A 14703-nucleotide genomic window follows, 5' to 3' on the forward strand; every position below is an offset into this window, starting at 1 on the left:
GCGTCGGCGGGGTCCTCATCCCCGCCCGCGCCAACGCACAAAGTCCGATACGCCATGGCAGGCCATTCCCAGTTCAAGAACATCATGCACCGCAAGGGCCGGGTGGACGCGGTCCGCTCGAAGGTGTTCGGCAAGCTCGCCCGCGAGATCACGGTGGCGGCCAAGCTCGGCACGCCCGATCCGGCCATGAACCCGCGCCTGCGCGCCGCGATCCTGGCGGCCCGCGCCGAGAACATGCCGAAGGACAATATCGAGCGCGCCATCAAGAAGGCCGCCGGCGCCGACGGCGAGAATTACGAGGACATCCGCTACGAGGGCTACGGCCCCGGCGGCGCCGCCCTGATCGTCGAGGCGCAGACCGACAACCGCAACCGCACCGCCTCGGACGTGCGCTCGGCCTTCACCAAGTCGGGCGGCAGCCTCGCCGAGACCGGCGCCGTCGCCTTCATGTTCGACCGTGTCGGCGTCATCGCGTACCCGGCTTCGGTGGCAGACGCCGACACGATGCTGGAGGCCGCCATCGAGGCCGGCGCCGACGACGTGAATTCCGGCCCGGACGGGCACGAGGTGATCTGCGCCCAGGATTCCTACGGTGAGGTCGCCAAGGCGCTCGAAGCCCGGTTCGGCGAGCCGAGCCGCACCGGCCTGATCTGGAAGGCGCAGAACACGATCGACGTGGACGACGAGACCGGCGAGAAGCTGATCCGCCTCGTCGAGGTCATCGAGGATCAGGATGACGTTCAGAACGTCTACGTGAACTTCGCCCTGTCGGATGCGCTGGTGGCCAAGCTGGAGGCTTGAGCAGGGAGTGCGGTGGGCTTGCCGCTTCTGCGGCGAGAACCCGTCACGATACCGGAATGCGATGAGCCATCAGCCCATCGGGGCGCGGCTCATCGCAACGCGCGGCGATGGCTCAGAGTGCTCGCTTCATCGAACAGATCACCCCCGCGCCGGCTGCCGACGGGAAGCATGGCGCTGGGCTCATTCGGTGCTGATCTTGTCACGTATGAGAAAATTCAAATCCTACGTCAGCCGATACCGATTTGGTTAACCGAACCGTAGGTTGGGACACCTTAGCTTGTCCGGCGAGCAGCTCGGACGGTTTCCATGAGTCGGAACGACTGGACTTCAGGCGCGCGAAGCGTGAGCCCGATCGACGTCTCGATCGTTATTCCGTGCCTCAACGAAGAACGGGCTCTGCCCGTCGCCCTGGAGACGGCGCGCGCAGCCCTCGAGCAACTCAGCGAGACGCATGCGCTGACCGGTGAAATCATCGTCGCGGACAACGGCAGTATCGACGAGAGCCGCGCGATCGCGGCGGCTGCCGGCGCCCGCGTAGTCGCGGTTTCCCGGCGCGGCTATGGCGCCGCGCTGAACGGCGGCTTTCACGCCGCTCAGGGCCGCTACCTCGTCATGGGCGATGCCGACGGCTCCTACGATTTTCGCGACGCCGTCGCCATGGTGGCGGCTCTGCGCTCCGGTGCGGATCTGTGCATGGGGTCGCGCTTTCAGGGCGGCATCGCGGCTGGTGCCATGCCGTGGAAGAACCGCTACATCGGCAATCCTGTGCTGACCGGCATCCTGAACCTTCTGTTCCGGGCCGGTATCGAGGACGCTCATTGCGGCCTGCGCGCTCTGACGAAAGGCTGCCATCGCCGGCTGAACCTGCGCGGAAGCGGCATGGAGTTCGCCAGCGAGATGGTGATCAAGGCGGCGCTGAAGGGCGAGCGCATCACCCAGCGCCCGGCGACCCTGTCGCGCGATTGCCGCGGTCGCGGTTCGCACCTTCGCCCATGGCGGGACGGATGGCGCCACCTGCGCTACCTGCTGATGTTGAGCCCGACCGGGATCTTCGCAGCCCCCGCCGCTCTGCTCGCGAGCGGCGGTCTCGCAATCGTGTTTCTGGCCGCGGCCGCCCTGGCCCTGGGCACGGAACGGACGTTCTTCCTTGGCAATTATTGGGTGATCCTGGCCGGTGCGATGCTCGGGCTGGCCCACAGCTTGAGCCTTTTTGCTGCGGCAACGCATCTTTACGGTATCCGGGAAGGATACCGGAGATCGAGCCGGCGTCTTGTGCGGTAGACATCCTGGATCTCGCTGGAGACGATGCTCGGCGCTGGCCTCATCACCGTCACGGCGGGCGTAACCATCCTTGCGCTGGTGATCTGGTACTGGTCGCGGCACAGCTACGGACCGATCGGCAGTGTTCTGCCGGCGGTTGCCGGAACGACGCTTCTGGTGGTCGGCACCCAGAACGCGCTCGGCGGCTTCCTCCTGGCCGTGATCGGCGGCAACGAGGCTGAATTCCTTCAGTACCAAGCTCCGCAGATCGAGGTTCCGGCACCGGAAGCCCGGCAACCGGCGGCCTGAAACGAACGCTCCCCGCCGAACCGGGGAGCGGCGCGATGCACGATCGCGCGCCCAGACAGGGGTTGGAGATGGTCTCGATCGCAAGGCGATCGGCAACGGCTCTCGGCGGATGCCGCGATGGTTCCGGCCGGAATTCAGGATCGCGATGACAGCCGCAACGCCCGACGCCGTCGCGCAGCGCCGTCCGACTGCACGCGGTGTTGCAGCCGGCCGCGAACGCAGAGCCTGGTGGATGCACATCCTCCTGGCCGCTGCCGTGCTGTTCGCCGTCGCGGCAGCCAATGGACGGCCATCGGTCTTCACCGATACGGCATGGTACTATTCGCAAGGGGAGTATCTCGCCACGCGCCTGGGCCTCGCGCTGCCGGACCTCGACGAGAACCGCCGGACCGATCCGACCTCGGTCCTGCCGGGGTCGCAAGCGATGCGCGACAAGACGCCCGCGACCATCGCAGGCGGTCGATCCCCGTTCTACGGATTGGTCCTCGTCCTGGCGGTCAGATTTGGAACGTTGTGGCTGCTGGCCGGGGCGCAGGCCTTCCTGGCGGCGTGGTCGATCTGCGTCCTGATCCGCAGGGTGTCGCCGGAGGCGACGCCCGTTTTCTACCAGGGCGTCGTTCTCGCGCTCGGCCTCGGCACGAGCCTGCCGTTTTTCACCGCCTTCGCGATGCCGGATCTCTATGCCGGACTGCTGATCATCGCGGTGACGATCCTCGCCTCCCCGGCGCGCCCGCCCGCATCGGAGCGCTTCCTGCTGTGGCTGCTGCTCGTTGCAAGCCTGACGTTTCATGCGGCCAACGTCGCGCTCGCCGCGGCTCTGTCCGGCATGGCCCTCGCGATCCTGGCCGTGTCCGGAGCGCCATTGCGGGTCATCGCGAACCGGGCGGGATGGCTCACCCTGGCCATTCTGGTGGCCCTGTCCATGAATTGGGTCTTCGGTGTGATCTACAGGGCGGATACCGGGGTCGCGCAGCGCACGCCGCCCTTCCTCATGGCGCGTCTCCTCGCTGACGGGCCCGGCCGAGACTATCTGGCGGCCGTGTGTCCGAACGGGGCCAGCCCGACCTTGTGCCAGTTCGCGGATCGGCCGTTTGCCAGTGAGGACGAGGTCCTCTGGTCGGAGGATCCTTCGAAGGGCGTTTTCTCCACCTCCGACTATGAGATTCGGGATCGGTTGCGAAACGAGGAGCCGGCCTTCGTATCCGCAGTGGTCGCGCGCGCGCCCGCAGCCGTCATCACGCGCATTCTGCAGAATGGGCTGCAGCAGCTCATGACCTTCTACGTTTGGGAGCCCATGAAGTCACCCGCACGATTTCTGCAATTCGCGTGGTGGCATCGGACGGCGATCCTGCGCATTGTTCCCGATATGAAATCCTGTGCGGCTGTCCCGCAGGCCTGTGATGTCCGGGCAAATCCTCTCTTGATTGCGGTCGTTCACATTGTTGTCGTGATGCTGGCGTGGATCTTCGTTGCGTGGTCCGTGCTCAAGACGAAATGCTTTGGCCTCTTCGCGCGCGCGCAGATGCGCGGAATCGAACAGGTCCCTGCGCTCGCCGGAGCCGCGATGCTCATCGTAACCGGTGTGATCCTGAATGCGGTGATATGCGGGGCCATATCGGGCGTCTTCGCCCGCTACCAAGCACGCGTTATCTGGTTGATCCCCTTATTGGCGTTGTTGATCGCCGCTTGGCACCAGCAAAACAGGCGTGCTCAACCGCACGATCCCCTCTTGCACTAGGATCAGGCACGGCTGCTGCCTCGCTATGCGCACCCGACAGCTATCAGCCGGGGCTATCGGGGCGAAGCCGCGTGACGACATGAAGCTTTCGCCCAAAAATCACGTTTAACGGAAAAACGTATAGTGGAACATCAACGGTCTCGGTGTCGACTATAAGTTTTGCATTTGAAAATAAAGTTTTCCACTGTTTCAACGATTGATAGTTATAAGTCAAAACAACGCCGTGGGGTGCGTTGCCGATCCAGTCCATCAAGGAAAGCGACAGGCGGTCGATGCTGTTCTGGGAGAGGTGATCCTTGATGATCACGTATTGTCGTGCGACGCGTGAGGCTTCCCGCAGAAGCTGACCCGGGTTTTCGGTGTGGTGCAGGACGTCGATGAACGTGACGACGTCCCAGGATCGATCCGGGAACGGCAAAACTTGTCCGTCGAAGGCGCTGACCGGAATGACCGTGCTCGGCCGCACCAGGACATCGATGCCTTCGATGTGAATATCGGGCCGGATGGTGCGACAGAGCCCCGCGATGGTTCCGTCGCCGCAGCCGACATCGAGGACGGTTGCGTTGCGGGGAAGCAGACCGGCCAGGGCTTCGGCGAGGACGCGCGTTCGCCGGCTGAAGATCAGATCGCCGTGTAATTTTCCGATCAACGCCTTCAATGGCTGGCTCCCTTGATACCGTTGTTATCAACCGCAGCGTTGTACCCCGAATACGGTTTGAAAAATGATGCATTCGGGACATATCCCGCCCCCGGAAGCTGGGACCGACTGCGTCACCGAATCGACCGGTTCGTGTCGGACTGTCGCAGAGCGCGGGACAGGCAGGCGGTGCAGCACGGCAGGGTCTCGGATCCGCGCAGCCTTCACGCGCGGGCCGCTGCGAGCTCCGCGCCGTACCGCGCCTGCGCGTAGGCTTCCACCGAGAACGTGTCGTCGGGCAGCTGGACCATGAAGCGCTCGGCCACCTCGGTGAGCACGATATCGGGCCGGACGCCCGCGATGTAGGACCAGTCGAGCGACGTGTTCCACACGAAGTGCAGTTCCCGGAAGGTTTCGGCCAGCAGGATCGTCAGCATGTACGGCATGACGTGCGAGAAGGAATCGCCGAACAGCACCAAGCGGCGGGGATCGGTGGCCGCGGCGTTCCCGTAGACCACATGGGCGCCGACATGCAGCGTGTGCAGGAGGCCCGCCTTCTCCCGCGCTTCGACGATCGGGCTCGCATAGGTCCGGACCGCATCCTGCTGGATCATCACGGTCCGCGACCGCGCCCGCCGCGGCGGATCGAAGGCGCTGCCCAGGTCGCCATCGTGGTCGGTCTCGAAGGAGGGCCGGTCCCGGAGATCCGCCCGGGGCTCGGCGCCGAGCGCCCGGCAGATCTGCGCGTAGGCGAGATAGCAGCCCTCGAAGGACCAGTGGGTGTCGGTCCGGCAGTAGAGATCGGCCGCATCGCGTCGCGCGCGCAGCGGCGTCACGAGGTCGATGCAGGTCTGCCGCCAGCGCTGCCGCCGGCGCCAGGCGGCGTAGAGACCGAGGGGGCCGAAGCGGCCCGGCGGCTCGCTGTGGAGCAGCCGATAGGCCGGCGAGGCGCACGGGCGGATGGTAATCCCGTCGAGCCGGTGATCGTAGATCATCAGCTTCTCCGGAGCGACGACGTGGCGGTAGAGGATGCCCATGGCGCGCAGGCGCCGCTCCCGCGTCGCGATCAGGCTCCGCCACTGCCAGACGAGTTCGGTCGTCTCCTCCGGCCGCTCGTACTGGCCGAGGACGTCGTTCGTCCCCGTCTTCAGGAACAGCCAGCCGTCTTTTCCGATGTGGATATGGTCGGTGTTGCTCGGCGCCACGGTCACCCTCGCGAGGCGTTCGCCCGATCTGGGCCGGGTCGCCCGCTTTACAGCATCGTGCCGGATCTGGGACGATGCCGCCCTCAATTCGGCAGCAAGGCGCGGGATGCCGCGCGGCCATCCGGCCGCCAGGATGGCGCATCGTCCCTCGCTTGCCAGGCCATGTCCGCCATGCCCCGCGTCGCCGAATCCGCCAAGCTTCGAAGTGCCGTTGCCATGAGCTTCGTTCCAAGCCCCGACCCGGCGACGGATCCCGATGCCGACCGCTGGGCGGCGCTCGCCGCCCGCGACGCACGGGCGGACGGCACCTTCGTGTACGCGGTCCGCACCACCGGCGTGTATTGCCGGCCGAGTTGCGCGTCACGCGCCGCCCGGCCCGAGAACGTCAGCTTCTACCGGACCTGCGCCGAGGCCGAGGCCGCCGGGTTTCGCCCCTGTCGGCGCTGCCGACCCGACGCACCCGGCCTTGCCGAACGCCGGGCCGAGGCGGTTGCCCGTGCCTGCCGGCTGATCGAAACGGCGGAGACCGCCCCGACCCTCGCCGCGCTCGCCGGGGCCGCGGGCATGAGCGCCTATCACTTCCACCGGGTGTTCAAGGCCGCCACCGGCGTGACGCCGCGGGCCTACGCCGCCGCCCACCGGGCCGCCGGACTTGCCGCCCGGCTGCCTGGGGCAGGATCCGTCACCGAAGCGCTGTACGAGGCCGGCTACGGCGCGGCGAGCCGCTTCTACGCGGAGGGCGCCCCGCGTCTGGGCATGGCGCCGGCGCTCTACCGGAAGGGGGGGGCCGGCCTGCGCATCCGGTTCGGGATCGGCGCCTGCAGCCTGGGTGCGATCCTGGTCGCGGCCACCGATCGGGGCATCTGCGCGATCCTGCTCGGCGAGGCGCCCGAACCGCTCCTGCGCGATCTGCAGGACCGGTTTCCGGGGGCGGAGATCGTGGGCGGCGACCCGGATTTCGAGGGCTGGATGGCGCGAGTCATCGGCCTCGTGGAGGCGCCGGGGCGCGGCCTTGACCTGCCCCTGGATATCCGCGGCACCGCCTTCCAGCAGCGGGTCTGGGAGGCGCTGCAGCGCATCCCCGTGGGCTCGACCGCGAGCTATGCGGAGATCGCCCGTGCCATCGGACTCCCCGCCGCGACGCGAGCGGTGGCCCGGGCCTGCGGTGCGAATCCGATCGCCGTCGCGATTCCCTGCCACCGGGTGGTGCGCGCGGACGGTGCCCTCTCCGGCTATCGCTGGGGCGTGGCGCGCAAGCGCGATCTTCTGCAACGCGAGGCGGAGGGCTGAAGGCGGTTGGACAGGTGGGGCTGGCAGACTCACAGACCTCCGGCCGGGAACGCGCGCGAACGGGGCCGCCCTAGCGACGGCCGCCCGGCGGACCCCCTGGCCCTCCGAATCCACCTGGACCACCCCCGGGGCCTCCTGGGCCGCCGAACCCGCCCGGGCCGACCGGGAAGGCGCCTGGGCCGCCGGGCGGAGGACCGCCCGGTCCACGCGGTGCGCCGAAGCTGCCCGGGCCCGCGCCACCGGAAACCGGCCCATTCCCGGGCCGGGTATCGATGCCGAAGCCCCGCGGCGCGCCGCTGTCGCCGATGCCACCCGATCGGCCGCCGGGCTCCGCGCCGAAACGCCCCGGCAGCTCGTCGGGTAGGTTGCGCAGGTCCAGGCGATCGCGCTCCCGTTCGAAGCCTGGGGCTTCGCGCCGTGGCGGTTCGGGGGCGAGGCGGTCCTCGATCCGCAGCCGCTCCACCGTCAGGTCGCCGTCCCGGGCGATGCCGGCGGTCAGCACGGCGCGGACGCTTCCCTGTCGCGGCACCTTCGCCCCCGGCCGGCCGGTGATCCGGTAGCCGGAGCCGATGTCGAGGCCCGTGCCCGCACGGCCGATATAGGCCTCGATCGAGACCTGCTTCAGCCCCGGCGGGAAGGGCAGGCCGATCTGGGCGGCGTTGGTCGCGCGCAGGACGCCGCCCGCCGCCGAGCCCGTCACGAGGGCACGCTTGCCCGGCGGCAGGGCGTCGGCTTCCTGCAGGCGCAAGGACCCGATCAGGAGGGCGCCGTTCTCCCCGCGCCGCACCGGCCCGGCGACCCGATCCGGCCCGGCCTCCCGCGGCTCGATGAGGCTCGCCACGATCACCCCGTCCGGCCGCCGCAGGCCGCTCACCGCAACCCGAGCGCCGGGCTTCCAGTCGCCCGTCAGGCCCGCGGTCGAGACCCGCTGGCCGAGAACGATCATCCGCCCCGGCGCGACCGCCTCCACGGGCCCCACCACCTCGCTGGTCACGTCGATGCGGCGCGTGGCGAGACCGCCGCCCTCCGGCCGCGCCACCACGTGGACGACGTGCCCGATCTTCAGATCGGCGGCCTTCGCGGCCGCGCCGTCGATGCGCACCTCCACCTCCGGCGGATAGGCGATGCGCAGGTCGTTGACGATGATCGAGCCGAAGCGCCGGATCGTGCCGATCACGCCGGTGCCGCCGATGCCGCGGTCGCCCTCACCAAGCGGGTTTTCGCGCGGCGCGTCGGTCCGCATCATGCCGGTGCCGCCGATGCCCTGGTCGCGCGGCGCCTCCTGCGGCCGGACGGGGGCCGGCAGCAGCGTCGCCGCGCCTGCGAGGAGGCGCAGGACGAACCGGCGGTTGGGCAGGGTTCGCACCGGCCGGCTCCTCAGCGTCCGTCCGTGGCGCGCGCGGGCGGCGCAGCCTCCGCGTAGACGTAGAGTCCGAAATTCCAGCGGTGATCCCCGCCCGGATCGGTCTGACAGGCGGCGTGCGCCTCGCGGTTGGCCTGCTGCAGCGCCTCCATGGCGATCTCGCGGGCCCGCGCTTCGAGCTTGACCGCGAGCTCCTTCGAGAGCCCGTCATAGTGGACCGCCCGCTCCAGGAACCGCGGCGTGTCGCCGATGATGTTGGCGACGGCCGCCGCGATGTGGTCGTGCAGGTTGCGGCCGAAATAGTAGAGCTGCGGCCCCTCGGCGCCGTCGCCGCGCGGGACATAGGCGGCTTCCGCCAGCACGATCCGGTCCTCTGCATCCGTGAAGGCGAGCCCCCGATCGAGCCACTCGTCGAGGACGGCGCGGGGACGCAGGTCACGGGTGACGCCGGAGACCAGGGTCTCGAAGGAAGGCGCGTTGTCCTCGGCATTCCGCGGCAGCGGCAGGGGATGGCCCTGCGGATCGGTGAAGGCCGGGTCGGCGATCCATCGGGCGATGATCCGGCTGGTGCGCGAGACGACGGCCGGCACCGCGCTCACGGGAGCGCCGGCCCCGCGCAGGCGCCGCACCTCCTTGCGGTGGATGCCGGTGAGCAGGGAGACTCGGCTATCGGTCTGGTCCTTGCCGGACAGGGCGAAATCGTACTCGGCCACGTTCACGTAGAGTTCGCGCAGGAGGTCGGTGAGGGCCGGAAAGGTGATGCCGCGGGCCACCAGCAGGCGCACGAGCGGCCGCAGGAGCCGTGCCAGCGGTGCGTGAAGGGCCGCGCCCTCCCGCGGTGTCTCGGCGGTCTCGGACATGACCGCCTTGTTACCGCATGTTGCGTGGGAGACAATCCCACAGCGTGCGCAGGCACACCTCGAAACGCTGTTTCCAAATTGACGTGGGATTTTTGCACACGTAAGTTCGCGATGTGGTCAAGTTTCCCACGGATCGAGCGGAGGTTCACGCATGACGGCTGACACGCGCGTTCTCGTCGGAGACACGCTGCCGCCCCTCAGGGTCGAGGAACTCGCCGGCAGGCAGTTCTCCCAGGGCAATCCCATGCCGCGGCTCGGGCGCATCGTCTGCGTCGTCGCCGCTCTCGCACTGCCCGCTTTCGGTCTCGCTGTCGCGGATACGGTCCACCGCGCCGGCGGCACGAAGGCGCCGCAGGCCGCCGCTCCCGTCAACCCCTCAGACGGGGCGGCGGCACCCAGGCGGGCCACCACGCCCGACCGCGCCTTGAGGGCCGCCAGGACGGCCATGCAATCCACCGGGCGCGGGGAGGCGCGGACGTGATCGCCCTGACCGAGTCCGGCCGCGACGACGCGCGGGCTGCACCCACCTGCGGCGGAGCGCCCGTCCTCGATCTCGCGCTCTGCCTGATCCTGTCGGTGACCGTGGTCGGCCTGCTGCTCCTGGCCCTCTGACCCAGGCGGCTCCGCGCCGCCCCAAACCCGCGCTCCCAAGACGATGGCGTTTCGCGCTGCGCTCCTCGACGCAGCGGCAGCCTGCATCGCGCGCGGCGCCCAGGCTACGGATCTGCTCCATCGCGCGCCGCCACCGCCGCTGTCGGTCCTGCCGGCCTCCACCTGAACAGCCTTCCATGCCGGTGTGAACGCCGGCCATGCCTTCCGCCCGGGCCGCGACGGCTTCGCGTATGGCGGTGGTTCCCGCTCGTCCGACGCTGCCGCCGATCCGATACGCAACCCGGCACCGACCGGACCGGAGACGCTGCGGGTGGCGGCATCGAGCACGCCTTTACCGAGGCGCTGTCCGCCAAGGTGGAAGCCCTCTACCGCCACCTCGACCGCGGTTTCACTGGAGCCGCATACGACGATGCCGGTCTCCCGGCGTATTATGGTGCCGGCAAACAGAATTCGAGGTTTGCCAGGGTCGGTGCAGAGGTGAACCGCCAATTCTCATCAGTATTGCGCGCGATGGTTCTTGACGAGGTCGCCGGTTTGAGTCGCTATGCGCGGCGTTCGGCTTCGGGACTTCGTAGACTGGTCGCGCATGTCCAAGGCTGGTCTGGAGGCGCCGGTGCCGGATGCCGCGCGGGCGGCACCGCGCGGTGGCGGGGCATTTCCGACAGGATGGGCCGTGAACACTCTGCGCCTGCACGTCACAGCGACGACGCTTGTCGCCCTTGGTCTCACCGCCTTCGCCGGAACGGCGCAGGCTCAGGAGATCATACCGCCCGGGCCGAACGGACGGGGTGCCGTTCTGATCTACGGCAATTTCTGCGGGCCGGGGAACCGCGGCCCCGGCTACAAGCCCATCGACGCACTCGACCGCGCCTGCGCGCATCACGACGCCTGCTCGACCGATCCGCTGTCGGGCACCCTGACGGCCTGCGCCTGCAATCGCCGTCTGGAGGTGGAGGCGGGCGTGGTCGCCCGCGACCCGCGCGCCCCGGCCCACACCCGCGAAACGGCGCAGTTCATCGCCGATTTCGCGGCGGCGCTGCCCTGCCAGTAGGACGCGCCGCCGGCCCGTTCAGGCGGCGTCGGCCGGGTTGGCGGCCGCCTTCGGGCCGCCCTTCGCCACGCCCACGAGCGCCGGGCGCAGCACCCGGTCGCCGATGACGTAGCCCGACTGGACCACCTGCACGACCGTGCCGGCGGGCACCTCCGGGTTCGGCACCTCGAACATGGCCTGATGCCGGTTCGGATCGAATTTCTGGCCCTGCGGCTCGACGATCTTCACACCGTGGCGCTCCAAGGTCTTGGCGAGGTCGCGCTCGGTGAGCTCGATCCCGTCGATCAGGCCCTTCAGCGATCCCTCGGCCGAGGCCTTCGCGTCGGCCGGCACGCTCTCGAGGGCGCGGCGGATGTTGTCGGCCACGTTGAGCACGTCGCGGGCGAAGTTCGTGACCGCGTAGGCGCGCGCGTCGGCGACCTCGCGCTCGGTGCGGCGGCGCAGGTTCTCCATCTCGGCGAGCGTGCGCAGCATCCGGTCCTTCAGCTCGTCGCGCTCGGCGGTGAGCAGGGCCAGCGTCTCCGCGATGGGATCGACGGACGCCTCGGCGCCCTGGCCCGCGGAGGCGGGGTCCTGGGCCGCACCGGCACCGGCCTCGACCGTGGTCTGGCGCTGGTCATCCTGGGGCATGTCGTTGCTCGTCATCGTGTTTCAGTCGTCCGGGGGAGGGGTTCAGGCACGCGGAACCGGCGCTGATATCTGGCCCGGCGCCAGCGAAATCAACCCGTTGCTCAAGCCTCGCGGGGCGGCGGCGCGGCGACCAGCGCCTCCAGGCCCTCGGCCTTGAGGGCGGCGACGTCGCCCGCGAACACATCCATCACGGCCCTGCGGATCGCGGCCTGCCGGTCGGGCTGGGTCACCCGCGTGCCGGTGAGGTCGGTGACGTAGAAGACGTCGACCGCCCGCTCGCCGAAGGTCGCCACATGCGCCGAGGTGATGTTGAGCGACAGCCGGCCGAACGCCGTGGTCAGTTCGTAGAGGAGACCCGGCCGGTCGAGGCCGGTGATCTCCACGACGGTCTCCCGGCTCGACAGGGCGTTGTCGATGATCACGTCCGGCGGCACCGGGAAGGTCTTGGCGCGCGTGGTCGTCGGCGGGTGCTTGTCGGCCACGAGGTCGGCGATGCGGATCTCGCCCTTCAGCGCCCGCTCGATCGAGGCCGTGATGCGCTTCGTCCGGCGCAGCTCGTCCTCGTCCCGCTCGAAGGCGCGCGAGATGACGATCGTGTCGAGGGCGAATCCGTCCGTCGTGGTGAAGATCTGTGCGTCGACGATGTTGCTGCCGGCCGCCGCGCAGGCGCCGGTGATGATGGCGAGCAGGCGCGGGTGATCGGGCGAGTAGATCGTGATCTCGGTCACCCCCCGCACGGGATCGAGGGCGACGTCGGTGGCGCTGGTGCGGCCGTCGCCCAGCGCCTCGCGCAGGAACAGCGCGTTCTTGAGCTGGCGCGGGCCGTCGACCTTGAGCCAGTAGGCCTGGCCGTGCCGGGCCGCGTAGGCGTCGAACTCCTCCGACGACCAGCCCTGCAGCCGCTCGCGCAGCCCCATCTGGACGAGGCGCACCCGGTCGGTGCGGGCGATCTCGGAATGGCCGCCCGAGAGGTAGACCTCGGTCTCGTCGTACAGGGTGCGGATCAGGGTGCCCTTCCAGGCCGTCCAGACGCCGGGGCCGACCGCGGTGATGTCGGCCACCGTCAGGATGGTCAGGAGCTTCAGGCGTTCCAGGCTCTGCACGTTCGCGGCGAAACGCTCGATCGTCTTGGCGTCCGACAGGTCGCGGCTCTGGGCGGTCATCGACATCAGCAGGTGATGTTCCACGAGCCAGCGGACCGTCTCGGTCTCGGCCTGGTTCAGGCCGAAGCGGGGGCAGAGTTTTTCCGCGATCGCGGCGCCCGCGATCGAGTGGTCCTCCGGGCGGCCCTTGGCGATGTCGTGGAGCAGGATCGCCACGTAGAGCGCCGTGCGGTTGTGGATCGTGTGAACCAGGCGCGAGACCAGCGGGTAGGCCTCCTGGGAGCGTCCCGATTCGATGTCGGCCAGCACGCCGACCGTGCGGAGCAGGTGCTCGTCCACCGTGAAGTGGTGGTACATGTTGAACTGCATCATCGCGACGATGCGGCCGAAATCCGGGATGAACCGGCCGAGCACCCCCGCCTCGTTCATCTCGCGCAGGGCTTCCTCGGGGGCGTTGCGCGAGGTCAGGAGGTCGAGGAACAGGCGGTTCGCCTCGGGGTCCCCGCGCAGCGACGGGTTGATGAGCCGCAGCGAGCGGTTGGCCAGCCGCTTGGCGTCCGGATGGATCGCGAGGTTGTGCCGGTCGGCGAGCCAGAACAGGCGGATCAGGTTGACGGGGTCACGCTCGAAAGCGTCCTCGGCGCGGAGGTTGACCCGACCGTGGTCGATCCAGAAATCCTCCGCCTCCATGGCGGTGGCGCGGAACCGGTCGCGGAACCGGCCGATCCAGCGGTCGAGCACCGGCGTGCGCTTGGCGTGGCGCGCCTCCAGCTCGGCACAGACGATGGCGGTGAGGTCGCCGACATCCTTCGCGATGCGGAAATAGGCCTTCATGAACCGCTCGACGCCCGAGAGGCCGCCGCGGGCCTCGTAGCCGAATCGCTCGGCGATCCGCGGCTGCAGGCCGAAGGACAGGCGCTCCTCCGCGCGCTTCGTCACGAAGTGCATGTGGCAGCGCACCCGCCACAGGAACTCCTCGCAGCGCTCGAACAGCGCGTATTCCTCCGGGGTGAACAGGCCGGCGCTGATGAGTTCGATCTGATCGCGCACCCGGTAGGTGTACTTGGCGATCCAGAACAGCGTGTTGAGGTCGCGCAGGCCGCCTTTGCCGTCCTTGACGTTGGGCTCCACGAGGTAGCGCGACGAGCCGGCCTTCGAGACGCGCAGGTCGCGCTCGCGCAGCTTCGCCTCCACGAACTCGGCGGCCGAGCCGACCACCAGCTCCGCGTCGAAGCGCGTCACCAGCTCCTCGAACAGGACCCGCGAGCCGAACAGGAACCGCGCCTCCAGCAGGGCGGTGCGGATCGTCATGTCGGCCCGCGCCTCGCGCAGGCATTCCTCCACGGAGCGGGTGGCGTGGCCGACCTTCAGCTTCAGGTCCCAGAGGACGTAGAGCATCGCCTCGACGACGCTCTCCGACCACGCGGTCTGCTTGTAGGGCAGCAGGAACAGCAGATCGATGTCCGAGCCCGGCGCCATCGTGCCCCGTCCGTAGCCGCCGGTGGCGACCACGGCGAGCTGCTCGCCGGTGGAGGGGTTGTCGTTCGGGTAGAGCCGCCAGACCACGGCGTCGTGGATCGCCCGGACCACGGCGTCCGTGAGATTCGAGAGCGTCTGGGCGCAGCGCAGGCCGTTGCGGTCTTCGAGGAGCTGGGCTTCGGCGGCCCGGTGGCCTTCCTCGATCACCCGGCGTAGCTGCGGCACCAGGGCGGCCCGGAGCTTGGTGGGCTCGCGGGCCTCCCGGTCGAGGTCCTCCAGGACCGTGTCGAGGGCGGCGACGGGATCGAACATGGCTCCCGTTAGCATGATATCCCTACGCCGCCAGCCATGCGGCGCGGCGGCGC

General features: G+C 69.2%; 14 protein-coding genes. 8 read left to right on the plus strand and 6 right to left on the minus strand.

Annotated features, from left to right (window positions below):
• Positions 1–54 precede the first annotated feature (54 nt).
• From FVE89_RS02260 to FVE89_RS02270, 4 genes are all read left to right on the plus strand, one after another.
• The gene (locus FVE89_RS02260) at positions 55–801 is read left to right on the plus strand and encodes a YebC/PmpR family DNA-binding transcriptional regulator (RefSeq protein ID WP_160532492.1); all 747 of its coding nucleotides are present in this window, start codon (positions 55–57) and stop codon (positions 799–801) included.
• Positions 802–1143: 342 nt separating this feature from the next.
• Positions 1144–2082, plus strand: coding sequence for a glycosyltransferase family 2 protein (locus FVE89_RS02265; protein ID WP_342389794.1), 939 nt, complete (start codon positions 1144–1146; stop codon positions 2080–2082).
• 24 nt (positions 2083–2106) lie between these two features.
• The gene (locus tag FVE89_RS30880; protein ID WP_246730445.1) at positions 2107–2370 is read left to right on the plus strand and encodes a hypothetical protein; all 264 of its coding nucleotides are present in this window, start codon (positions 2107–2109) and stop codon (positions 2368–2370) included.
• 145 nt (positions 2371–2515) lie between these two features.
• Positions 2516–4108, plus strand: a complete 1593-nt coding sequence (locus FVE89_RS02270; protein ID WP_160532493.1) for a hypothetical protein — start codon at positions 2516–2518, stop codon at positions 4106–4108.
• 43 nt (positions 4109–4151) lie between these two features.
• Here FVE89_RS02270 and FVE89_RS02275 read toward each other — a convergent pair whose 3' ends face one another.
• Together FVE89_RS02275 and FVE89_RS02280 are read right to left on the minus strand one after the other, a co-directional pair.
• Positions 4152–4766 (minus strand): class I SAM-dependent methyltransferase, encoded by a 615-nt coding sequence (locus FVE89_RS02275; RefSeq protein WP_160532494.1) that lies wholly within the window; start codon positions 4764–4766, stop codon positions 4152–4154.
• A gap of 203 nt (positions 4767–4969) precedes the next feature.
• Positions 4970–5950, minus strand: a complete 981-nt coding sequence (locus FVE89_RS02280) for a hypothetical protein (RefSeq protein WP_160532495.1) — start codon at positions 5948–5950, stop codon at positions 4970–4972.
• Between the two features lie 216 nt (positions 5951–6166).
• Here FVE89_RS02280 and ada point away from each other — a divergent pair, with 216 nt between their 5' ends.
• Positions 6167–7240 carry a bifunctional DNA-binding transcriptional regulator/O6-methylguanine-DNA methyltransferase Ada gene (gene ada, locus FVE89_RS02285; RefSeq protein WP_246730446.1) on the plus strand — a complete coding sequence of 358 codons (1074 nt, stop codon included), beginning with the start codon at positions 6167–6169 and terminating at the stop codon, positions 7238–7240.
• 70 nt (positions 7241–7310) lie between these two features.
• Here ada and FVE89_RS02290 read toward each other — a convergent pair whose 3' ends face one another.
• Both FVE89_RS02290 and FVE89_RS02295 read right to left on the minus strand, forming a co-directional pair.
• Positions 7311–8606 (minus strand): DUF5666 domain-containing protein, encoded by a 1296-nt coding sequence (locus FVE89_RS02290; RefSeq protein ID WP_160532496.1) that lies wholly within the window; start codon positions 8604–8606, stop codon positions 7311–7313.
• A gap of 11 nt (positions 8607–8617) precedes the next feature.
• Entirely contained in the window at positions 8618–9463 is an 846-nt protein-coding gene (locus tag FVE89_RS02295; protein ID WP_160532497.1) for a DUF6502 family protein, read from the minus strand.
• A 151-nt stretch (positions 9464–9614) separates the two neighbouring features.
• On the opposite strand from FVE89_RS02295, the gene FVE89_RS02300 reads away from it, so the two are divergent.
• From FVE89_RS02300 to FVE89_RS02305, 3 genes are all read left to right on the plus strand, one after another.
• On the plus strand, positions 9615–9944 hold the full coding sequence (locus FVE89_RS02300) for a hypothetical protein (protein ID WP_246730447.1): 330 nt from the start codon (positions 9615–9617) through the stop codon (positions 9942–9944).
• Positions 9941–10075 (plus strand): hypothetical protein, encoded by a 135-nt coding sequence (locus FVE89_RS31470; RefSeq protein ID WP_281408940.1) that lies wholly within the window; start codon positions 9941–9943, stop codon positions 10073–10075. The genes FVE89_RS02300 and FVE89_RS31470 overlap by 4 nt, the downstream gene beginning before the upstream one ends.
• Before the next feature lie 673 nt (positions 10076–10748).
• Complete coding sequence (locus FVE89_RS02305; RefSeq protein ID WP_160532684.1) at positions 10749–11126, plus strand: hypothetical protein; 378 nt, start codon at positions 10749–10751, stop codon at positions 11124–11126.
• An 18-nt stretch (positions 11127–11144) separates the two neighbouring features.
• Here FVE89_RS02305 and grpE read toward each other — a convergent pair whose 3' ends face one another.
• Together grpE and FVE89_RS02315 are read right to left on the minus strand one after the other, a co-directional pair.
• A complete protein-coding gene (gene grpE / locus FVE89_RS02310) occupies positions 11145–11771 on the minus strand; it encodes a nucleotide exchange factor GrpE (protein ID WP_246730448.1) in 627 nt (208 codons plus the stop codon).
• 86 nt (positions 11772–11857) lie between these two features.
• Positions 11858–14650: a [protein-PII] uridylyltransferase gene (locus tag FVE89_RS02315; protein WP_160532498.1), complete on the minus strand. Its 2793-nt coding sequence runs from the start codon at positions 14648–14650 to the stop codon at positions 11858–11860.
• Positions 14651–14703: the final 53 nt, after the last annotated feature.

The sequence above is a fragment of the Methylobacterium sp. 2A genome (assembly GCF_009806555.1).
Classification (GTDB): domain Bacteria; phylum Pseudomonadota; class Alphaproteobacteria; order Rhizobiales; family Beijerinckiaceae; genus Methylobacterium.

What these genes read in the sequence shown, in the direction of transcription:
- FVE89_RS02300 (WP_246730447.1), top strand. Translation starts at nt 9,615, where the DNA reads ATGACGGCTGACACGCGCGTTCTCGTCGGAGACACGCTGCCGCCCCTC.
- FVE89_RS02270 (WP_160532493.1), top strand. Translation starts at nt 2,516, where the DNA reads ATGACAGCCGCAACGCCCGACGCCGTCGCGCAGCGCCGTCCGACTGCA.
- FVE89_RS02260 (WP_160532492.1), top strand. Translation starts at nt 55, where the DNA reads ATGGCAGGCCATTCCCAGTTCAAGAACATCATGCACCGCAAGGGCCGG.
- ada (WP_246730446.1), top strand. Translation starts at nt 6,167, where the DNA reads ATGAGCTTCGTTCCAAGCCCCGACCCGGCGACGGATCCCGATGCCGAC.
- FVE89_RS02315 (WP_160532498.1), bottom strand. Translation starts at nt 14,650, where the DNA reads ATGTTCGATCCCGTCGCCGCCCTCGACACGGTCCTGGAGGACCTCGAC.
- FVE89_RS02295 (WP_160532497.1), bottom strand. Translation starts at nt 9,463, where the DNA reads ATGTCCGAGACCGCCGAGACACCGCGGGAGGGCGCGGCCCTTCACGCA.
- FVE89_RS30880 (WP_246730445.1), top strand. Translation starts at nt 2,107, where the DNA reads ATGCTCGGCGCTGGCCTCATCACCGTCACGGCGGGCGTAACCATCCTT.
- grpE (WP_246730448.1), bottom strand. Translation starts at nt 11,771, where the DNA reads ATGACGAGCAACGACATGCCCCAGGATGACCAGCGCCAGACCACGGTC.